General features: G+C 61.8%; 17 protein-coding genes and 1 pseudogene. 10 read left to right on the top strand and 8 right to left on the bottom strand.

Annotation, left to right across the window (positions count from 1 at the left end; all coding sequences use genetic code 11):
• Positions 1 to 612, top strand: a complete 612-nt coding sequence (locus EC919_RS20875; RefSeq protein WP_133776241.1) for a superoxide dismutase — start codon at positions 1 to 3, stop codon at positions 610 to 612.
• A 29-nt stretch (positions 613 to 641) separates the two neighbouring features.
• Positions 642 to 1,529 (top strand): ZIP family metal transporter, encoded by an 888-nt coding sequence (locus EC919_RS20870; protein ID WP_133776240.1) that lies wholly within the window; start codon positions 642 to 644, stop codon positions 1,527 to 1,529.
• A gap of 240 nt (positions 1,530 to 1,769) precedes the next feature.
• On the opposite strand, the gene EC919_RS20865 is transcribed toward EC919_RS20870, so the two are convergent.
• Positions 1,770 to 2,192 carry a DUF1810 domain-containing protein gene (locus tag EC919_RS20865; protein ID WP_133776239.1) on the bottom strand — a complete coding sequence of 141 codons (423 nt, stop codon included), beginning with the start codon at positions 2,190 to 2,192 and terminating at the stop codon, positions 1,770 to 1,772.
• A 152-nt stretch (positions 2,193 to 2,344) separates the two neighbouring features.
• Between EC919_RS20865 and EC919_RS20860 the strand changes: the two genes are divergently transcribed.
• Entirely contained in the window at positions 2,345 to 2,686 is a 342-nt protein-coding gene (locus tag EC919_RS20860) for a zinc ribbon domain-containing protein YjdM (RefSeq protein WP_065990097.1), read from the top strand.
• Between the two features lie 344 nt (positions 2,687 to 3,030).
• Here EC919_RS20860 and EC919_RS20855 read toward each other — a convergent pair whose 3' ends face one another.
• From EC919_RS20855 to EC919_RS20840, 4 genes are read right to left on the bottom strand one after another with little or no spacing between them, the layout of a single operon-like run.
• A complete protein-coding gene (locus tag EC919_RS20855) occupies positions 3,031 to 4,395 on the bottom strand; it encodes a heavy metal sensor histidine kinase (protein WP_133776238.1) in 1,365 nt (454 codons plus the stop codon).
• Positions 4,385 to 5,062 carry a heavy metal response regulator transcription factor gene (locus tag EC919_RS20850; protein WP_133776237.1) on the bottom strand — a complete coding sequence of 226 codons (678 nt, stop codon included), beginning with the start codon at positions 5,060 to 5,062 and terminating at the stop codon, positions 4,385 to 4,387. Before EC919_RS20850 ends, EC919_RS20855 begins: the two co-directional genes overlap by 11 nt.
• A gap of 55 nt (positions 5,063 to 5,117) precedes the next feature.
• Positions 5,118 to 8,261, bottom strand: coding sequence for a multidrug efflux RND transporter permease subunit (locus EC919_RS20845; RefSeq protein ID WP_133776236.1), 3,144 nt, complete (start codon positions 8,259 to 8,261; stop codon positions 5,118 to 5,120).
• Positions 8,258 to 9,418, bottom strand: a complete 1,161-nt coding sequence (locus EC919_RS20840) for an efflux RND transporter periplasmic adaptor subunit (RefSeq protein WP_133776235.1) — start codon at positions 9,416 to 9,418, stop codon at positions 8,258 to 8,260. The genes EC919_RS20845 and EC919_RS20840 overlap by 4 nt, the downstream gene beginning before the upstream one ends.
• A 298-nt stretch (positions 9,419 to 9,716) precedes the next feature.
• Between EC919_RS20840 and EC919_RS20835 the strand changes: the two genes are divergently transcribed.
• The 7 genes and pseudogenes from EC919_RS20835 (at position 9,717) to EC919_RS20805 (ending at position 16,618) form a co-directional block, all read left to right on the top strand.
• Positions 9,717 to 10,046, top strand: a complete 330-nt coding sequence (locus tag EC919_RS20835; protein ID WP_133776234.1) for a hypothetical protein — start codon at positions 9,717 to 9,719, stop codon at positions 10,044 to 10,046.
• Between the two features lie 340 nt (positions 10,047 to 10,386).
• Positions 10,387 to 10,971: a fimbrial protein gene (locus tag EC919_RS20830; RefSeq protein ID WP_133776233.1), complete on the top strand. Its 585-nt coding sequence runs from the start codon at positions 10,387 to 10,389 to the stop codon at positions 10,969 to 10,971.
• Between the two features lie 73 nt (positions 10,972 to 11,044).
• Positions 11,045 to 11,788 carry a fimbrial biogenesis chaperone gene (locus EC919_RS20825; protein ID WP_133776232.1) on the top strand — a complete coding sequence of 248 codons (744 nt, stop codon included), beginning with the start codon at positions 11,045 to 11,047 and terminating at the stop codon, positions 11,786 to 11,788.
• Between the two features lie 209 nt (positions 11,789 to 11,997).
• Positions 11,998 to 14,503 (top strand): annotated as a pseudogene (locus EC919_RS20820) (fimbria/pilus outer membrane usher protein).
• Positions 14,500 to 15,273 carry a fimbrial biogenesis chaperone gene (locus EC919_RS20815; protein ID WP_133776231.1) on the top strand — a complete coding sequence of 258 codons (774 nt, stop codon included), beginning with the start codon at positions 14,500 to 14,502 and terminating at the stop codon, positions 15,271 to 15,273. The pseudogene EC919_RS20820 and the gene EC919_RS20815 overlap by 4 nt, the downstream one beginning before the upstream one ends.
• 1 nt (position 15,274) lies before the next feature.
• Positions 15,275 to 16,267, top strand: coding sequence for a fimbrial protein (locus tag EC919_RS20810; protein ID WP_133776230.1), 993 nt, complete (start codon positions 15,275 to 15,277; stop codon positions 16,265 to 16,267).
• Positions 16,268 to 16,375: 108 nt separating this feature from the next.
• Positions 16,376 to 16,618 carry a hypothetical protein gene (locus EC919_RS20805; protein ID WP_133776229.1) on the top strand — a complete coding sequence of 81 codons (243 nt, stop codon included), beginning with the start codon at positions 16,376 to 16,378 and terminating at the stop codon, positions 16,616 to 16,618.
• A 49-nt stretch (positions 16,619 to 16,667) separates the two neighbouring features.
• On the opposite strand, the gene EC919_RS20800 is transcribed toward EC919_RS20805, so the two are convergent.
• The 3 genes from EC919_RS20800 to EC919_RS20790 all read right to left on the bottom strand — a co-directional run bounded on the left by EC919_RS20800 (position 16,668) and on the right by EC919_RS20790 (position 18,571).
• Positions 16,668 to 17,630 (bottom strand): GlxA family transcriptional regulator, encoded by a 963-nt coding sequence (locus tag EC919_RS20800; RefSeq protein WP_133776228.1) that lies wholly within the window; start codon positions 17,628 to 17,630, stop codon positions 16,668 to 16,670.
• Between the two features lie 104 nt (positions 17,631 to 17,734).
• The gene (locus tag EC919_RS20795; RefSeq protein ID WP_133776227.1) at positions 17,735 to 18,061 is read right to left on the bottom strand and encodes a hypothetical protein; all 327 of its coding nucleotides are present in this window, start codon (positions 18,059 to 18,061) and stop codon (positions 17,735 to 17,737) included.
• 48 nt (positions 18,062 to 18,109) lie between these two features.
• Complete coding sequence (locus EC919_RS20790) at positions 18,110 to 18,571, bottom strand: GNAT family N-acetyltransferase (protein WP_133776226.1); 462 nt, start codon at positions 18,569 to 18,571, stop codon at positions 18,110 to 18,112.
• Between the last annotated feature and the right edge of the window lie 19 nt (positions 18,572 to 18,590).

Here is an 18,590-nt window from a genome sequence, read left to right as displayed (position 1 = left end):
ATGCCCTTTACCTTGCCAGCCTTGCCCTACGCCTACGATGCGCTCGAGCCCCACATCGACGCGCAGACCATGGAAATCCACTACAGCAAGCACCACCAGACCTACATCAATAACCTCAACGCAGCCGTTGACGGCACTGAATACGCGGAATGGCCCATCGAGAAACTGGTCGCCAGCGTCGCCGAGCTTCCGGAAAAACTGCGCCCGGCGGTGATCAATCAGGGCGGCGGTCATGCCAACCATTCGCTGTTTTGGGAGGTCATGAGCCCACAAGGTGGGGGTGTGCCCGGCGGTGCGCTGGCAACGGCGATCGACGAACAAGTGGGCGGATTCGAAGCGTTCAAGGATGCGTTCACCAAAGCAGCGCTGACCCGTTTCGGCAGCGGCTGGGCCTGGTTGAGCGTCACTCCGGGCAAAAAGCTCGTCGTGGAAAGCAGCGGCAATCAGGACAGCCCGCTCATGAACGGCAACACGCCAATCCTCGGGCTCGACGTCTGGGAGCATGCGTACTACCTGCGCTATCAGAACCGTCGTCCGGAATACATCGCCGCGTTCTATAACGTCGTCAACTGGGATGAAGTTGCCCGGCGCTACGCTGCGGCGCTCGGCTGAAAACTCCCAGACCTCGGATAAGGCGATTTATGCGCTCGGACATACTGGCTCTCGGCAGCGTGCGGTTATTGCGACTGGCATTGGGCTCGATTCTGGTCCTCGTCGGCACCGGTTTGCTGGTGAGTCAGGGACTTTCGTGGATGGCGCTTGAGCCTAGAATGTTGCGAGCGCTGGAAGGCGGCGCCATCTGCGCGTTGGGCACTGCCTTGGGCGCCGTGCCGGTGCTGGTGATTCGCGGGATGCCGGTGGCGGTGTCCGACGGCCTGCTGGGTTTCGGCGCCGGCATCATGCTGGCGGCGACAGCGTTTTCGTTGATTGTGCCGGGCCTTGGCGCTGCCCACGATCTCGGCTTCACCCCGTGGGGCGCCGGGGCGTTGATCAGCTTCGGGCTACTGCTCGGGGCGGCCGGATTGTTTGTGGTCGACACCCTGGTTTCCAGAGGGCCACAGTTGTCGGCAGTGGCCGAGAAACCGGCGATCCCCTCGAACATCTGGCTGTTTGTCATCGCCATCATTGCCCACAACATTCCGGAAGGCATGGCGGTGGGCGTTTCGGCGGGCGGCGGCCTGGCCCACGCCGACAGCCTGGCGATGGGCATTGCCCTGCAAGACGTGCCCGAAGGGCTGGTGATCGCGCTGGTGCTGGCAGCGGCCGGCATGTCGCGGCTCAACGCTTTCCTGATCGGCGCGGCGTCCGGGTTGGTCGAGCCGGTGTTCGCGGTGCTCTGCGCCTGGCTGGTGGAAGTGGCCGCGTTGCTGTTGCCGGTGGGACTGGCGCTGGCGGCCGGGGCGATGCTGCTGGTGGTGACCCACGAAATCATCCCCGAATCCCGCCGGAACGGTCACGACAAAATCGCCAGCGTCGGCTTGCTCGTCGGGTTCTGCCTGATGATGGTGATGGACACGGCGCTGGCGTAACGTTGGGCTGCATGGTGCGGCCTTAGCGCTGTAACGCGGAATCCCCGACTTGGCTTATATCTTTGCGGCTGGTCTCAAACCTGTAGGAGCCGGCTTGCTGGCGAACGCGGAGCGTCAGATACGTGGATGTCGCTGACATAACGGGTTCGCCAGCAAGCCGGCTCCTACGGATTTGCGTTCCTCTGGGCGTGTCTCATCAGGCGATCAACTCTCCTGTCAGGACGGCTCGCTGAATATTTCTCACCCTAGCTTCGACAGTGTCACGGCATCCAGCTTGCCGTCAAAAAACGCCTCAAGCACCTTCTGAAAAGCCGGCGGGTCCGGCGCGACCAATGCAAACAGGGTCATGCTCGACCGCAGCTTCATGTCATCCGGCGAGCCCATGATCTGCATGGCGCTGCGGTCTTTCCATTCAAGCAACGCCTCGCAACAGCTCGCCAACCGTTCGCCCAATATCGGATGCTGCAAATAGGCAATCGCCTCTTCACGCCCACTGATGCCGTACCGCCGGGCCATGTCGCTGTGGCCCAAACCCGCGAGTTGCGGGAACACGAACCACATCCAGTGCGACTGTTTGCGCCCGGATTTCAGTTCCGCCAGTGCGCGTTCGTGTGTCGACGCTTGCGCCTCGACAAACCGCTGCAGGTCAAATGGATCGTTCATGGCTGACTCCTCGCCCTGACCACGGCATCTCGCCGTGCTTGCAATTGAGACTACCGCAGCAGGCAATGTTTCCAGCTCTTTCGGGCGTCCGCTCCGCAATCGGCTAAAAACCCTTATAATCCTGCGCCTATTTATCTGATGCGAGATTCGCCGTGAGCTTACCGCCGTGCCCAAAATGCAGTTCCGAGTACACCTACGAAGATGGCAGCCAGCTCGTGTGCCCGGAATGCGCCCACGAATGGTCGGCTGACGGCGCCAGCGCCGAAGCGGGCGATGACACCAAGGTCATCAAGGACGCAGTGGGCAATACCCTGCAGGACGGCGACACCGTCACGGTCATCAAAGACCTGAAAGTCAAAGGCTCGTCGCTGGTGGTCAAGGTCGGCACCAAGGTCAAAAACATTCGCCTGGTGGACGGTGATCACGACATTGACTGCAAAATCGACGGCATCGGCGCAATGAAGTTGAAGTCGGAGTTTGTGAAGAAGGGTTGATCGCCACGAGGATCGTTCCTCACGCTCCGCGTGGGAACGATCAAGCCGATTATGGATTGTTGGGGCATGTAGTGTGAAAGACTCAATCTTGCTGCTGGCAGTCGCTGTGATTGTCGCCTTTGCTGCGTGGGTGTTCTGGCACTACGTTGGTCTGAACGGTTTTGAGCTATTAAGCACGTTAATGGTTGTGTCGCTTGCGGTGGACAACACGCGCTTGAGGCGCGAGTTGAAAAAGCACAGGGCTTAGTTGGTAGGTGTGATCCATGCGGCCTCGCTATCGTGCGCTGTGATCGTTCCTCACGCTTCGCGTGGGAACGATCATGGTGGAGTGACAAGCGCCCACCTCAACTCGGCAAATTGATCCCGAACGTATTCATCCCCTGCTCGCTGCGCACGAACACGGTGCCTCCGTGCATCAGGGCGATGGCTTTGACGATCGCCAGGCCCAGCCCGTGATTGGCGCCGCTGTTGCTGCGCGAGGCATCGACGCGGTAGAAGCGCTCGAATAACTTGGGTAGATGCTCCCCGGCGATCGGCGCGCCGGGATTGGTCACGCCGATGCTGACGTGATCGCCCTCATTGCGAATATCCACCTGAATCAACTGCCCCGGCGAGGTGTGCTGAACCGCGTTGTGCAGCAGGTTGATCAGCGCCCGGCGCAAGTGCGCGGTTTCGATGGGCGCGCAGGCATCACCACGCACCTCAACCTGCACCTGTGCGTCTTCCAGAATGAAATCCAGATAGTCCAGGGTCTTCGCCACTTCCTGAGCGAGTGAGGCCTGGGTCAGCTGCGTGGCTTTGCTGCCCTGGTCGGCACTGGCGAGAAACAGCATGTCATTGATGATCGAGCGCAGCCGTTCGAGTTCTTCGAGATTGGATTGCAGCACTTCGAAGTAATGCTCGGCCGATCGTCCCCGGGTCAGCGCCACCTGGGTCTGACCGATGAGGTTGGTCAGGGGAGAGCGCAACTCGTGGGCGACGTCTGCGTTAAAGGATTCCAGCCGCGAGTAGGCCTGCTCGACCCGGTCCAGCGTCGAATTGAACGAGGTCACGAACTGATCCAGTTCCGGCGGCAGCTGCGACAATTTCAGGCGCCCGCTCAATCGCGGCGGCGTCAGCTTGCGCGCCTCCAGCGACAACTCCGTCAGCGGTTTCAGACCGATCCGCGCCACCCAGTAACCCAGCGCTGAAGCGAGCAGGATGCCAACGGCGGCCAGGCTGATCAGCGCGATGAGCAGGGAATGTTGGGTCTGCCAGAAGGTCTCGGTGTCCACTGCTGTCAAAAAACGCAGCGGCGGACGTTGATCTTTCGCCGGGAACTGACTGACCAGCACCTTGAACGGGTAAGCATGGCCGCTCAGGTTCAAGTCGCGCATGCCCAGCGGCCCTTTGGCGAAGGCGCGGATCTCGGCGTCGGGGTTGCCGAATTCATACGTCGGGTTGTCGCTGACCACCCAGAAGCGCAGGCGTTTGTCTTCCTCGCTGAGCAGCTTGAGTTTGGCGTTGATCTTGGCCCAGTGCTCAGGCGTTCCGTAACGCTGGACCGCCGATTCGAGCACGCTGTAACGGGCGTCGACTTCGGCTTCCGGCAGCAGCCCCAAGCCTTTGTCCACTTGCAGGTAAAGCGCCCAGCCGATCAACAGAAACACCAGCAGCGCCACGAGGGCGAACATGCCGCTCAGGCGCAGGGCGATGGAATTAGTCGACACGACGGCTCTCCAGCACGTAACCCATGCCGCGAATGGTGTGCAGCAGTTTTTGCTCGAACGGCCCGTCTAGCTTGGCGCGCAGGCGTTTGATCGCGACTTCGACGACGTTGGCATCGCTGTCGAAATTCACGTCCCACACCATCTCGGCAATCGACGTCTTCGACAGGATTTCGCCCTGTCGCCGTGCCAGCACGCTGAGCAGCGAAAACTCCTTCGCCGTGAGGTCCAGACGCACGCCTGCCCGGGTGGCCTTGCGGCTGATCAGGTCGATCCACAAATCGCCGACGCTGATCTGCACCGGCTCGTGGCCGCCACTGCGCCGGGTCAGGGCTTGCAGGCGCGCGACCAGTTCCAAGAATGAGAACGGCTTGCCCAGGTAATCGTCTGCGCCCTCGCGCAGGCCGCGAATGCGATCGTCGACGTTCTCTCGGGCGGTCAGCATGATCACCGGCGTCTGCTTGCGCGCGCGCAGGGCCCGCAGCACGCCATAGCCATCAAGGCCGGGCAGCATGACGTCGAGAATGATCACCGCGTATTCGCTTTCCAGCGCCATGTGCAGGCCTTCGATGCCTTCGCGCGCGACGTCGGTGGTGTAACCCTGCTCGGTCAGACCCCGGTGCAGGTAATCGGCGGTTTTCTCTTCGTCTTCGATAATCAGGACACGCATCGGTCCACGCTCACTTTTTTCGCTGCTTGCTTATTAGGTGCTTGGTTTCGGGTGCTTACTTTTCAGCGACCAACTCCGCAGCTGCCGGCTTACCGGATGCTGTGGAGCCTGGTGCTGTCGATGTAGGCGCCGGACGCTTACGATGGAACAGTCGCTCAAGCTGCAGATAGATCACGGGCGTGGTGAACAGCGTCAGCGCCTGGCTCACCAGCAATCCTCCGACAACGGCAATGCCCAATGGCTGACGCAGTTCAGCGCCGACACCATAACCGAGCATCAAGGGCAGCGCGCCGAGCAATGCGGCCAGGGTGGTCATGATGATGGGCCGGAAACGCGTCAGACACGCTTCATAAATGGCGTCGCGCGGGGACATCCCGCGATTGCGCTGAGCGTCCAGGGCGAAGTCCACCAGCAGAATGCCGTTCTTCTTGACGATGCCGATCAGCAACACGATCCCGATCAGACCCATGATCGAAAAGTCTTGACCCATCAGCCACAGCAGCAACAGCGCACCGATACCGGCGGAAGGCAGGGTTGAAATGATCGTCAGCGGATGGACGAAGCTTTCATAAAGCACACCCAGGATGATGTACACCGCCACCAGCGCGGCGAGGATCAGCCACGGCTGGTTCGCCAGCGAGCTCTGGAACGCCTGGGCCGCGCCCTGAAAGTTGCCGATGATTGAGGCCGGCATGCCGATTTCGTTCTTCGCCTGATCGAGCAGCACCACCGCATCCCCCAGCGCCACACCGGCCGAAAGGTTGAACGACAGGTTGGCGGCCGGGAACATCCCGTCATGGCTGATCGACAACGGGCCCATTTTCGGTGCACCGACTTTGGCTAGAGCCGACAACGGCACCATTTCATTGGTCAGCGGCGAGCGCAGGTAGAAGTAGTTCAGGCTTTCGGCCTTGCCGCGCTGCTGCGGCTCCAGTTCCAGAATGACTTTGTATTGGTTGATGTCGGTCTGGTATTCGTTGATCTGCCGCTGACCAAAGGCGTCGTACAGCGCCTGATCGACGTCCGCCGTGGTTAGGCCGAAGCGCGCGGCGGCGCTGCGGTCGATATCCAGGTGGGTCACGCTGCCGCCCAGTTGCAAGTCATTGGAAAGATCGCGAAAGGCCGGCATGGTCTTCAGTTTGTCGGTCAGCTTCTGCGTCCAGACATTCAGCAGCGCGCCATCGTTGCTCTTGAGCACGTATTGATACTGCGCGCGGCTCGGACCGGAACTCAGGTTGATGTCCTGCCCGGCCCGCAGATACAGGACGATGCCAGGGATCTGCGCCAGTTTCGGGCGGATCCGGTCGATGAACTGACTGGCCGTGACATCCCGGTCTTCGCGGTCCTTGAGGGCGATCCACACCCGGCCGTTGGCGATCGTCTGGTTGCTGCCGCTGACGCCGACGGAGTGTGAGAACGCCTTGACCGCAGGGTCCGCGGCGATGATTTTCGCCAGCTGTTTGTGTTTCTCGATCATGTCCGGAAATGAAATATCCGCCGCCGCTTCGCTCGTGCCCAGGACCATCCCGGTGTCCTGAACCGGGAAGAAACCTTTGGGGATCAGCACATAGCCGGCCACCGCCAGCACCAGGGTCAGGCCGAAAATCCCCAGCATCAATCGCTGGTGGGCGAGGGCGAAGCGCACACCGCGGGCATACCGCGCGAGCAGTCGCTCACCGAAGCCGGGTTTGGCGTGGGGGTCGTGCTTCGGCGCGCGCATGAACAGCGCTGCTAGGGTTGGCGCCAGCGTCAGCGAGACCACCACCGAAATCAGGATGGTCGACGTCGCGGTCAGCGCGAACTCCTTGAACAGCCTGCCCACCACGCCGCCCATGAACAGCAGCGGAATGAACGCGGCAATCAGCGAGAAGCTGATCGACACCACGGTAAAGCCGATTTCGCTGGACCCTTTGATAGCCGCCTCGCGCATGCTGTCGCCGGCTTCCAGGTGCCGGTGGATGTTCTCCACCACGACAATCGCATCGTCGACGACAAACCCCACCGCCACCACGATCGCCACCAATGTCAGGTTATTCAGGCTGAAGCCGAGCACGTACATCAGCGCGAAACTGGCGACCAGGGACACGCCCAGCACGGCAGTCACGATCAGCGTCGCAGAGAGCTGGCGCAGGAACAGCGCCATGACCGCGATCACCAGGGCGATGGCGATCAGCAGCGTCATTTCCACTTCATGCAGCGACGCACGAATGGTTTTGGTGCGGTCGCTGAGCACCGAGACGTCCACCGACGCCGGGAGCATTTCCTGCAACTTGGGCAACTGGCCGAGCACGCGATCGACCGTCTCGACGATGTTCGCGCCGGGCTGGCGGAACACCACGATGTTCACCCCCTGCTGATCCCCGGACCAGGCCCGCACGTAGGCGTTTTCTGAACCGTTGATGACTTTCGCCACATCGCGCAGATGAACCGGCGCGCCGTTTTTGTAGGAAACAATCAGTTGTTCGTAGTCCTTCGCCTGAAACAGTTGGTCGTTGGAGGCGAGGGTGGAAATGCTGTCTTTGCCGTAGAGCGCGCCCTTGGCCAGGTTGAGGCTGGTCTGCTGCAGGGATTCCCGCAGGTCGGCGAGGGTCAGCCCGATGGACGCAAGTTTTTCAGGTGCGGCCTGGACACGAATCGCCGGACGTTGCTGGCCGGTGATGTTGACCTGTCCGACGCCGTCGATCTGACTCAACTGACGCGCCAGCAGGGATTCGGTGACGTCGCTGAGTTCCGTGCCGGGCAGCAGGTTCGAGCTGACACTGAGGATCAGCACCGGGCTGTCCGCGGGGTTGACCTTGCGCCAGGTCGGCAGCGTCGGCAAATCCGCCGGCAAGCGCCCGGCTGCCGTGTTGATGGCCGCCTGCACTTCCTGCGCGGCCGTGTCGATGCTTTTGTTCAGCGTGAATTGCAGCGTCAGGTTGGTAGAGCCCAGGGCGCTGCTCGACGTCATCTGGGTCATGCCGGGAATGGCGCTGAACTGCACTTCAAGGGGCGTCGCTACCGAGGACGCCATGGTTTCCGGGCTGGCACCGGGCAACTGGGCCGCCACCTGAATCGTCGGAAATTCGGCTTCCGGCAGCGGCGCCACCGGCAGGCGAGGGAAGGCGATGCAGCCCAGCAGCACCAGCGCGAAGGTCAGCAAAACCGTGGCGACCGGGTGGTTGACGCACCATGCCGAGATAGAACCGCGGCTGTTCATTTCGTCGCCCCGGTGGAATCGGCCAGGGTGTCCACAGGATCACCCTTGACCACCTCGATGTGCGCACCGTTTTTCAGACGCGATTGCCCGTCGCTGACCAGTACATCATTGGCCTCCACCCCGCTGATCAGCATCAGATCGCTGTCCTGATACAGCACGTTGACCGGCACCACCTCGGCAGTGTCGCCCTTGACCCGATACACGTAATGCTGGTCGATACCGCGCTGCACTACCTGCGGCGGAACCTTCAAGGCATTGCGATCGATGGCGGTCTGAATCCGCACGGTCACCAGCTGCCCCGGCCACAGCTTCTCTGCCGCATTGTCGAATATCGCTTTGGCGCGGATGGTGCCCGTGCTGGCCGCCACCTGATTGTCGATCAACAGCAACTTGCCCTGACCCAGCAGCGTGCCGGTTGCGCCTTCGCCGAGGTAGGCGTCCACCGGCGCGGGCGTGCTGGAGGCAATCAGGTCATGGAGCGTGGGCAGCATCTGCTGCGGCAGGGAAAACTCCACCGACACCGGGTCGATCTGCGTGACCGAGAACAGCCCGGCCGCATCGCTGACGCGCAGGAAGTTGCCTTCATCGACGTTGCGGATGCCGACCCGACCCGTCACCGGCGAGCGTATTTGCGTGTAGGAAAGCTGTACCTGCGAGGCATTGATCGACGCCTGATTGCCCAGCGCCGTGGCCTTGAGTTGATCGACCAGCGCTTGCTGCTGATCGTATTGTTGCCTGGAAATGCTGTTGTCCTCGGTCAGCAGCTTGTAACGCTTGAGGTCCACAGTGGCCACGTTCAGCTGCGCCTGGCTCTGGGTCAACAGCGCTTTGGCTTGGTCGAGGGCGGCGCGGATCGAACGATCATCGATGGTTGCCAGCAGATCACCCGCCTTGACCTGCTGCCCTTCCTTCACCAGCACCCTGGTCAGAATGCCGTCCACCTGAGGACGGATCACCACGCTTTGCAGCGACAACACCGAGCCGATCCCGGTGACATAACGCGGCACGTCTTCCTGCGTCACGTTGATCACGCGCACCGGCACGGCAACCGGCGCGCTGACCTTTTTCGCCGCAGGGCGGGTCACTGCCCAGGCGCCTATCACCACAACTACGACCAACAGGGTCGCGAGCATCACAACGTTGTTCTTCTTCTGCATACAGGGACAGGGCCAACCAGTGAATGAGGGGCGGGTAACCAAGCGTTCTTTATAACCCTTTGACCCGGTCAGCAAAATGACTGCTGCCTGTCAATATTGTCAGGTGAATAACGGCAGAGGATGAACGTGGGTAAAGAAAGAACGCCGCAGGGCGATACCCAAATAGAGGGCACGAGTTTTGATGAACGAGTTCGACTGTGACGGGGAAAATTCCTACATAAACTTCGTGAGTTCTGAATGCTTGTTCACAGGGCCTGAGATGACCTGAGTCACCCGGTTCCTACTCCGGAGTAGTGCGATGAAAAGCCAAAAGGCTGTTTCGCTGTTTTTCTCGATCGCGGTCGTTGGTGCGTGTGCCATGACGGGGCCTGCCGCCTGGGCTGCCCAAAGCGTATTAATGTTTCACGGCAGCGTCGTCAATGCGGCATGCGACGCGCAGGCTTTTAGTGCTCCGTCGACAACCTCCCCGTTTAAAACCTTGCGAGCGGGCGCTCATGTCAGCGTGGGCTTGAGTCGCGGTGACGACGCCTGCGGCCAACGTGCTTTGCCCTTGCAGGCCAGTTACGCCGAGCTGTCCTCAGCCGAGCCGAATGTTCACGCGGGCATCGTCACGCTGACTTACCAATAAGCGCTTTCTCCCTTACCCGAAACATCTGCTGACGAACCCGACTCAATCGAGTCGGGTTTTTTTTCGCGGGTCGCCGGGCTGCACCTGCCATACCTCAATCGACTCTTTTCGGTGTGCGCGCAAAGGTTCGCCCCGGCTTTGGTGAGGGCTTGAAGCTACAGGCCCCAGCCTACGGGCCCTGTGACATAAAAGCGTCATCTCCTACCGAAAGATCTGACGCGCGCCACTGTCTTTTCAGTCCACAGGAAGTAGAACGCCTGACAGCCGGCATTGCAGACGCTGCTTATAGTTCGTCTCGTCCTTTTGGGCACACACGAATCGACACAAGGAACGTCGTTATATGAAAAAGCTTTCTCTTACCCTGGCTATCGTGGCCGCAATGGGGCTTGGCATTTCCGGGACCGCGAATGCTGCGAACAACGGCAAACTTGTTTTCACCGGCACCCTGACCAACATCACGTGTGACATCGGCGCCGGAGCGGGCGCAACCCCTGGCAACAACCCCGGCGAGATCAACGTAGACCTGGGCAACGTCTCGTTTTCCGACATCGGTCGCTTCGCCGACAACAAGCTCGAAACCGCTTCGCCCATCCAGCTGTTGGTCAATTGCACCGGCGGCGCCGCTCAATACAACACCGTGAACATGCGCTTCGTCGCCCGTCAGGGCAGCGGTCTGGATAACCTCGATCAGAAACTGCTGCGAGCCACCGGCGCGGCAGACGGCGTGGGCATCGGCCTGCTCAATGCGTCCAACCAGTTGATGGACCTGAGCGGCAACGAAACCATCGACACGCCGCTGGTCAAGGACGGCGCCGATGGCGCGACCGCCGAGATCAACTTCGGCGCCGTTTATGTCCTCAACGGCGCGCCGACCAACCCGGGTAATGCCGACGGCTTCCTGCCGTTCGTGATGGATTACCTGTGATGTAGCGGGCGAGCGGGCAATGGCTCGCTCGCCTTCCTGGCTTGTCCACCTCACAGCCCAAGACGGTCTCACCATGTTTCCTGATTTCATTCGCGGCTCAGCCCTCTGGCTGGGTCTGCTTCTGGCTGCCCCGGCGCAGGCGGGTATCGTGCTCAACACCACGCGTGTCATTTATCAGGCCCAGGACAAGGAGGTCAGTTTGGTTGTGAACAACAGCGGCACGGCCGACATCCTCGCCCAGTCATGGCTCGAAGCGCAGGGCGACACCGAGAATCTGCCCTTCGTCGTCACTCCGCCACTCGCGCGAATGGCAGGCGGTGCCCGGCAAATGATTCGGGTGATCTATGCCGGCGAAGGTCTGCCCGCCGACCGCGAGTCGGTGTTCTGGCTCAACGTCCAGGAGATCCCGCAATCGGCGAAGGACAACCAGCTGCAGATCGCGATTCGCCAGCGCATCAAGCTGTTTTACCGCCCCGCTGCGTTGGATGGCGATCCCCTCGACGCTGCCAAGAGCCTGCAATGGCGAGTACGCGACGGCCAGTTGGAGGTTAGCAATCCGACGCCGTATCACGTGTCGATGATCCAGATCGAGGCCCGGCAGCAGGGCAAGACACTGCTCACTGCGGACAGCCGGATGCTTGCACCCAGGCAGTCCGTTCAATTGCCACTCAAGCAACTGGCCGGCGGTCACGCGATAGACCTCCGGTTCATCAGCATCAACGATTTCGGCGCGCAGGAGCCTTACACCGCAAAGGTTTCCGGTGGCGAGACGACTCAAGCCATCAAGGCTGCCAACGTTATCACCCGGACCGAGTAGCCACTCAGTCGCGGATCGGATTTTACCCAGGTCTTTCTTCGGTCGCAGTCATGCGGCTCCAGCGCCTTGCGCCTGCCAAACATGATTTGCCAGTGCGTCGGAATCGAGAACACGAGTGAAACCAGCCAATGGAACCCCGAGATCACACCCAGGGATATGCACGGACCGCAGCATGCTCTTCCCGCATCGACCGCAGACATCTGGCATACATGCCGTTCCGGATCAGCCCGTTGGTGAGGATTATCCTGGCATCGGCAGGACTGGCACTGGCCTCGTCCGCCACGGCAATGACTGATCAACCCCGTGCCGCGACCGATGTGAAATTCAATACCTCGTTCATCCAGGGCACCGATCAGCCCGCCGATCTCGCGACGTTTTTGCACGGCAACAGCGTTGTCCCGGGTAGCTACCGGGTGGATGTCTACGTCAATCGTGTCCTGAGCGGGCGGCGTGACATCAATTTCGTCGCCAACCCTGCAAAAGGCACTGTCGAGGCCTGCCTCACGCTGGACATGCTTCGCCAGTTCGGCATGAACCCCGAGGCTGTGCAAGCCGGCGGCGCTTCGCCGACGGAATGTTTCGATCTGCCGGCGCGGGTCGAATTCGCCCGCGTCGACTATCAGCCGGCGAGCCTGCGCCTGAACATCAGCATTCCTCAGGCCATGATGTCCCGCAGCGCTCGCGGCTACGTGCCGCCGGAGTTATGGGACGCGGGCGAGACGGTCGGTTTCGTCAATTACAACTTCAGCGGCGCGCGCCGTACCCGCAGCGGCCAGGGCCAATCCCAGGCGCAGGACCAGTATTACCTGAGCCTGCGCAACGGCGTGAACCTCGGTGCCTGGCGACTGCGCAACGAGTCGTCGCTGACCTATGGCAATGACCAGCCGTACCGCTTTCGCAGCAACCGGACGTTCATGCAGCGCGACCTCACGGCATTGAAAGGCCAGTTGACCCTGGGCGAAACCTTCACCGACTCGCAAGTCTTCGACAGCGTTCGATTCCTCGGCGCCATGGTGATGTCCGACGAGGGCATGCTGCCCGACAGCGAGCGGATTTTCGCGCCGGTCGTTCGTGGCATCGCCGACACCAACGCCTTGGTGGAGGTGCGTCAGAACGGCTTCATGCTGTACAGCGGCAACGTCTCGCCAGGCCCGTTCGAAATCACCGACATCTACCCCAGCGGGTCGAACGGCGACCTGGAAGTGACGGTCGTCGAAGCCGACGGCAGCAAGCGCGTATTCGTCCAGGCCTATGCGTCGCTGCCCATCATGGTGCCGAAAGGCGCGTTGCGGTACAGCCTTGCCGCAGGCCAATACGACAGCAACATAGAAGACGGTCTTTCTCCCGGCTTTACGTCCGGCACGCTGCTCTACGGCCTGACCGAGCAGGTGACGGCAGCGGGCGGCGTACAAATCGCCGAGGATTACCAGGCCGGCAACATCGGCGCGGGAGTCAATACCGGGCTGGGCGCGGTGTCACTGGACGTGACTCAGTCCCTCAGCCGCCAGCGTGAGCAACGCTACCGTGGCCAGAGCCTGCGCGTGCGCTACGCCAACACGCTGGACCTGACCCAAACCACCCTTGCCGTGGCCGGCTACCGCTATTCAACGAACCAGTACCTGACGTTCGATGACCATGTAGACGCGTTGCAAGCCCGTGACGGATCAGCCCGCGGGCGCGCCAAAGATCGCCTCGAAATCAGCCTGACGCAGTCGCTGCCGGAGCAGTCTGCGTCGCTCAGCTTTACCGGATCCGAGCAACGTTACTGGGATCGGGGCAGCAAGACGCGCCAGCTTTTTCTGTCGTGGAACTCCGCTTGGCGCAGCCTCAGCTACAGCGTCTCGCTCGAGCGCAACCAGACCTTCGAGCGCAGCGGAGATAATCAATCGGACAACCGCATCGCGCTGACTTTGAGCCTGCCGCTGGGGAGTGATTCCGGTTCGTCGCGGGTGTTCGGAAATGCCGTTCGCGACAGCTCCGGCGCCTCCAGCGTGCAGTCGGGCCTCAATGGCCAGATATTCGACGACCGCAACAGCTTCTACTCGGTACAGGCGGGGCATGACAGTGAGTCGGGGTCGTCAGGTTTCGGCAAGCTCAGCACCAACACGGCCTACGGGCGTTTCGATGCGGGCTACGGGCAGGGCAGGGATTATCAGGCCCTGAGCATGGGCGCTTCGGGGTCGGTGGTCGCCCATGCGGGCGGGGTGAACTTCGGTCAGCCCCTGGGCGAGACCTTCGCGCTGGTGCAGGTAAAAGGCGTCAGCGGTGCACGGCTCACCAACTTCAGTAACGTCGAAACCGCCGACAACGGCTACGCCATCCTGCCCTATGTCCAGCCGTATCGAACCAACTGGGTCAACCTCGACACCCGTCAGTTGGGTGCCGATATCGAACTGGAAAATGCCGTGGATCAAGTCGTGCCCCGGCGCGGCGCGGCGCCCTTGGTCAGCTTTCGCACGGCAATCGGTCGGCGTGTGCAATTCGAACTGGTGCGAGCCGATGGCAGCCGCGTGCCCATGGGTGCAGCGGTGGAAGACGAGCAGGGCAAGCCACTGGCAACCGTCGACCCCGGGCGGGCGAGCGCTGGTGCTGAGCGAGCGGGACAGCGGCGAGCTCATCGTCAAATGGACCGATCAGCAGTGCCGAGCCGCGTTCGCGTTGCCGCCCAAAGAAGCCCACCGTAGCTACGATCGGCTGAAGGTGCAGTGCCAATGAAATACGCTTATCTGTCAGGGGTTTTGTTGACCGTGATCAGCGGCATGGCGCATGGCGCGGTGTCGCTGTCAGGCACGCGGTTGATCTTCGACGGTCGCTACAACGAGGCGACCATCGAGGTCAGCAACCGCAGCGATGCCGAGACCCTGATACAGGCCTGGCTGGATGCGCCCCGAGAGGACGATCAATCTGGCGATACGCGCGCCGCTGATCTTCCGTTTGCGTTGACCCCGCACCTGGTGCGCCTGCCGGCCAAGGGCAAGCAGACCTTGCGGCTGCTCTATGAAGGCGTCGGCATGCCTCGGGACCGGGAGTCGATGCTGCATCTGTATGTGCTGGAAATCCCCCGGCGCAGCACGGCGGCTCAGCAGTTGAGCATCGCCATCCGCCAGCGCATCAACGTGTTCTATCGGCCAGCGGGGCTGACCGGCGATCCGGCGGACGCGGCGCAAACGCTGATCTGGCAGGGCGCTCCATCACCTGGCGCCAGGCTTTCCGTGCGCAACCCGACGCCGTATCACGTTTCGCTGCAAGACCTGCGCATCAATGGAGTCGAGGTCGCAGACCAGCGGTTGCTGGCGCCTCTTTCGGACGCATCACTGACCCTGCCTGTCCTCGGCACGAAGGGTTCGGAGCCTGAAATCCTGAGCTTCAAGGCCATGACTGATTACGGCGGACAGCGCGATTACTGTGCGCCGGTTCAGGGAGGACAGCCGTTCAATGTGCCGCTGCGCATGCCGGATTCACACTCACTCATAGGGAAATGCTGACATGAAAAGACCCATCATCCGAGGGTGGCTGACGTTGCTGACGACACCGCTGCTGATGCTGTTGATGCCTGGCTGCGCACTGGCGCTGACCTGCAAAACCCAGGGCGCCGGCGAGTCGGTGGTCCGCGCGGACCTCAGCAGCACCGTCGCCATCCCGGCGAATCTGCCCGATGGCAGCGCGGTCTGGCGCTCGGAGCGACTGAACCTTGCCGTTGAATGTGCGAGGGACGAACCGGGCGGCCCCGAGGATGTATTCATTGACCTGAACCCTGACAACCTGCAGATCGGACAGGGGATTCGCGCCGGACTCACGTTGGGTGGCATTGATTTCGTGCAAACCAGCGGGCGCATTCCCACGCGGCAGCAAGCTCCGGCCTGCACAGACGCAAGCTCGGCCTGTCCGAGCGTTACGTTCAGCCTGCCGTTTTCAGTGTTCATCCAGAAGTACGGGCCGACCCCGCCCTCCGGCGTCGCGAGCGGTCTGCATGACTATCGGATGTTCCAGCTCGACGGCAGCAGCGGGCAAAGCCCGGGTCCTGACCGCACGTTCAGCTACGTCATCAACAACCTTGAAGGTCTGCGCTTCGTCGCCTGTGACGCTGAATTGCGGGTCATGCCCGAGACCGTTGATTTTGGCGACGTGGCTATCCGCAACGTAAGAGTGGGAGAAGTCGCCACCTTTCAGCGCTTTGCCCTGGCGACCAGCCGCACCTGCGAATCACCGTTCAGCCTCAATGCGCGCATCACGCCGGTGTCCGGAATACTCAAGGGCGACGTACTGGTGCCGGTCAACAACGACAGCATCGGCGTTCGCATCACCCATGCCCGCGACGGCTCGCCCGTGCCGTTCCACGAACCCTTCCACCTGACCGATCTGCTGGAGGGCAATTACTCCGAGACGGCGGACTTCAACGCCGAATTGCTGTGGCAAACCAGCACGCCGACCGCCGGCCCGTTTTCGGCGGAAGTGATGGTGGATCTGTTCTACAAATAGGCGCGCGCAGTCGGTCTGTTGGCAGAAGCGATCCGCCAGCGATTCAGGTATGCTGCGCGGCCCTCGGGCGCCGCCCGTTTCTCGACCGTCTGCCATTCCGGAGCTTTCATGACCACCCCTGAACACACGCCCGCTCCTGATGCTCGTGAATCGCACGCTTCGGTCGACGCCAGCGCTGCGGCGACGGATACAAAACCTGCGATTCCGGCGTTCAGCTTCCCGTTCAAACCGGGTGAGCTGTTGCAGGCGAAGAAGGATCAGCAGCACTACAAAGGCTCTGGCAAATCGAACCATGACAAGCGTCCGGGCGTTGCGCCATCAGGCACGCGTCGTTCGATGGGCAAGCGCTGATCACACCTTCGCGGGCGCGCACTGCAGGGTTATCCGACCCCCGCCGTGCTCATGCCTCTTTGCGAAAACTGTCACGGTACTGAGTCGGCGTCACCCCCAGACGCTGACTGAAGATCAGCCGCATCCGCGCGGCGCTGCCAAATCCGCAGTGGTACGCCACCGCCTTGATCACCATTTCGCTGCCTTCCAGCAAGTGGCGGGCGGCGTCGATGCGCGCGCGCTGCACGAACTCCGCAGGCGTGACCTTGGCCTCCCGGGCAAACACCCGGGCGAAAGAGCGCGGACTCATCGCCACCACATCGGCCAGTCGCTCCACTGAAAACGGCTCGCCAATGTGCTCCATCACGTAGCGCTGCACTTTGGCCACGGGCGAATCGTCATCGGCCGACGCCGCAAGGTAAGGGCTGAATTGCGACTGCCCGCCCTGACGCTGCGCCACCACCAGCAGACGCTTGGCCACCGCCAGTGAAATCGCCGGGCCGTGGTCCTCCGCCACCAATGCCAGCGCCATGTCGATGCCCGCCGTGACCCCGGCCGATGTCATGAGCGCACCGTCGCGAACATAGATGCGATCGGGCTCGACCCTGGCGTGGGGGAACTGATCGGCGAGTTGCCGAGCGTGGCTCCAATGGGTAGCCACTTGCTTGCCATCCAGCAAACCGGCGTGCCCGAGGATGAATGCTCCGGTGCAGACCGAGCCGTAGCGTTGCGCGTGGGGCACGGCGTCCCGCAACCAGTGGGTGATGGCGGGCATTTCGGCCCCGTCCGGCAGCGAAGGGCCGCCGGGAATTAACAGGATGTCGAACGTCTTCGGCGCATCTGCCAGTGAATACTGCGCACCCAATGGCATGCCGTTGGATGCGATGATCGGGTAGGGCGCAGCGCCAAGGGTGATGATGTCGTAGCCATCATCCTCGGGGAGGAAACGATTGGCTTCGGCGAAAACGTCGAGTGGGCCGGCCACGTCCAGGGACTGCACGTTGGGGAACAGCACGATCGCGACGCGCTTCATGCGGGCAAGCTCCAGACGGAAGGGGGGAGCCGGAAGCGCCCGTTGCTGTGGGATTTATCCCGCCCGATTGCCCCAAGTCGCGAACGGTCCGAGCTCAAGTCGCCTTACTTCTTCGGCAACGTGGTGACGTTATCCCATTCGGTAATCAGCGCTTTCTTGTTCTTGCGGTCGTAGAGGCACAGCTCGGTGCCGGTCTTGTTTTTCATGAACGCTTGTTTGTACTGGCCTTTGATCAACAGCGCGTTGAAGCCGACGCTGTCATCGAAAGCCGCATCGGCGCCGGCAGGTTTGGCGTTTTTCAGGGAGCTGGCGCTGACACAACTGTCGACCAGGGTTTTGTTGAAGGCGGCCCAGGCATCAGGGCTGGAGGCATTGGCCTGGCCAGCAGCGCAGGCGGTCAGGACGAGCAACAGTGCGGTGTACAGCTTCATGGGTAGGGCTCTCCATAGCGTGAGGGAGTGACGCGTCTCGACGCAGATTCAGCGCGGTTCGAGTTCGTGGCGCTGAATATATTGCATACCGGCGCGCTCATACAGCCGGCGTGCGCCCTGATTGCTTTCCATCACCTTGAGATCGACGTGGCCTTCGCCTCGCTGACGGAAGGCCGCGAAAGCCTGACTCAGCAACGCCAAGCCCACGCCTTGACGGTGCGCGCGCGGGTGAACGACCAGATTGCGAATGAACGCGCTGGTCCAGCATTGCGCAACGGCCACCACACCCTGAGCATCTTCCAGAACGAAACACAGCGCCTGATCGAACTCGGGATCCGTCTCGAAGGCGTGCAGCCAAGTGGCGTAGTCTGCGACACGACCGCCGCCATGCTCGCGACCCAGCACCAGCAATTGGTGGACAGCCGAGGCGTTCTGCGCGGTGAGTGCAACGTGACGCACGGCACCGGGCCAGTCCGGATCATCAAAGGCCGGGGCGAGGTCGCGGCGCATTAGCCAGTAATGCGCGGTA

The organism is Pseudomonas graminis (assembly GCF_004364335.1).
Classification (GTDB): Bacteria; Pseudomonadota; Gammaproteobacteria; order Pseudomonadales; family Pseudomonadaceae; genus Aquipseudomonas; species Aquipseudomonas graminis_D.
The sequence above is the reverse complement of the archived record's forward strand: the minus strand, read 5'-3'. Positions and strand labels throughout refer to the sequence as shown.

Coding starts and splice junctions, on each gene's coding strand:
- EC919_RS20875 (WP_133776241.1), top strand. CDS start 1: ATGCCCTTTACCTTGCCAGCCTTGCCCTACGCCTACGATGCGCTCGAG.
- EC919_RS20870 (WP_133776240.1), top strand. CDS start 642: ATGCGCTCGGACATACTGGCTCTCGGCAGCGTGCGGTTATTGCGACTG.
- EC919_RS20865 (WP_133776239.1), bottom strand. CDS start 2,192: ATGAACGATCCATTTGACCTGCAGCGGTTTGTCGAGGCGCAAGCGTCG.
- EC919_RS20850 (WP_133776237.1), bottom strand. CDS start 5,062: ATGCGTGTCCTGATTATCGAAGACGAAGAGAAAACCGCCGATTACCTG.
- EC919_RS20845 (WP_133776236.1), bottom strand. CDS start 8,261: ATGAACAGCCGCGGTTCTATCTCGGCATGGTGCGTCAACCACCCGGTC.
- EC919_RS20840 (WP_133776235.1), bottom strand. CDS start 9,418: ATGCAGAAGAAGAACAACGTTGTGATGCTCGCGACCCTGTTGGTCGTA.
- EC919_RS20835 (WP_133776234.1), top strand. CDS start 9,717: ATGAAAAGCCAAAAGGCTGTTTCGCTGTTTTTCTCGATCGCGGTCGTT.
- EC919_RS20830 (WP_133776233.1), top strand. CDS start 10,387: ATGAAAAAGCTTTCTCTTACCCTGGCTATCGTGGCCGCAATGGGGCTT.
- EC919_RS20825 (WP_133776232.1), top strand. CDS start 11,045: ATGTTTCCTGATTTCATTCGCGGCTCAGCCCTCTGGCTGGGTCTGCTT.
- EC919_RS20815 (WP_133776231.1), top strand. CDS start 14,500: ATGAAATACGCTTATCTGTCAGGGGTTTTGTTGACCGTGATCAGCGGC.
- EC919_RS20810 (WP_133776230.1), top strand. CDS start 15,275: ATGAAAAGACCCATCATCCGAGGGTGGCTGACGTTGCTGACGACACCG.
- EC919_RS20805 (WP_133776229.1), top strand. CDS start 16,376: ATGACCACCCCTGAACACACGCCCGCTCCTGATGCTCGTGAATCGCAC.
- EC919_RS20800 (WP_133776228.1), bottom strand. CDS start 17,630: ATGAAGCGCGTCGCGATCGTGCTGTTCCCCAACGTGCAGTCCCTGGAC.
- EC919_RS20795 (WP_133776227.1), bottom strand. CDS start 18,061: ATGAAGCTGTACACCGCACTGTTGCTCGTCCTGACCGCCTGCGCTGCT.
- EC919_RS20790 (WP_133776226.1), bottom strand. CDS start 18,571: ATGCGCCGCGACCTCGCCCCGGCCTTTGATGATCCGGACTGGCCCGGT.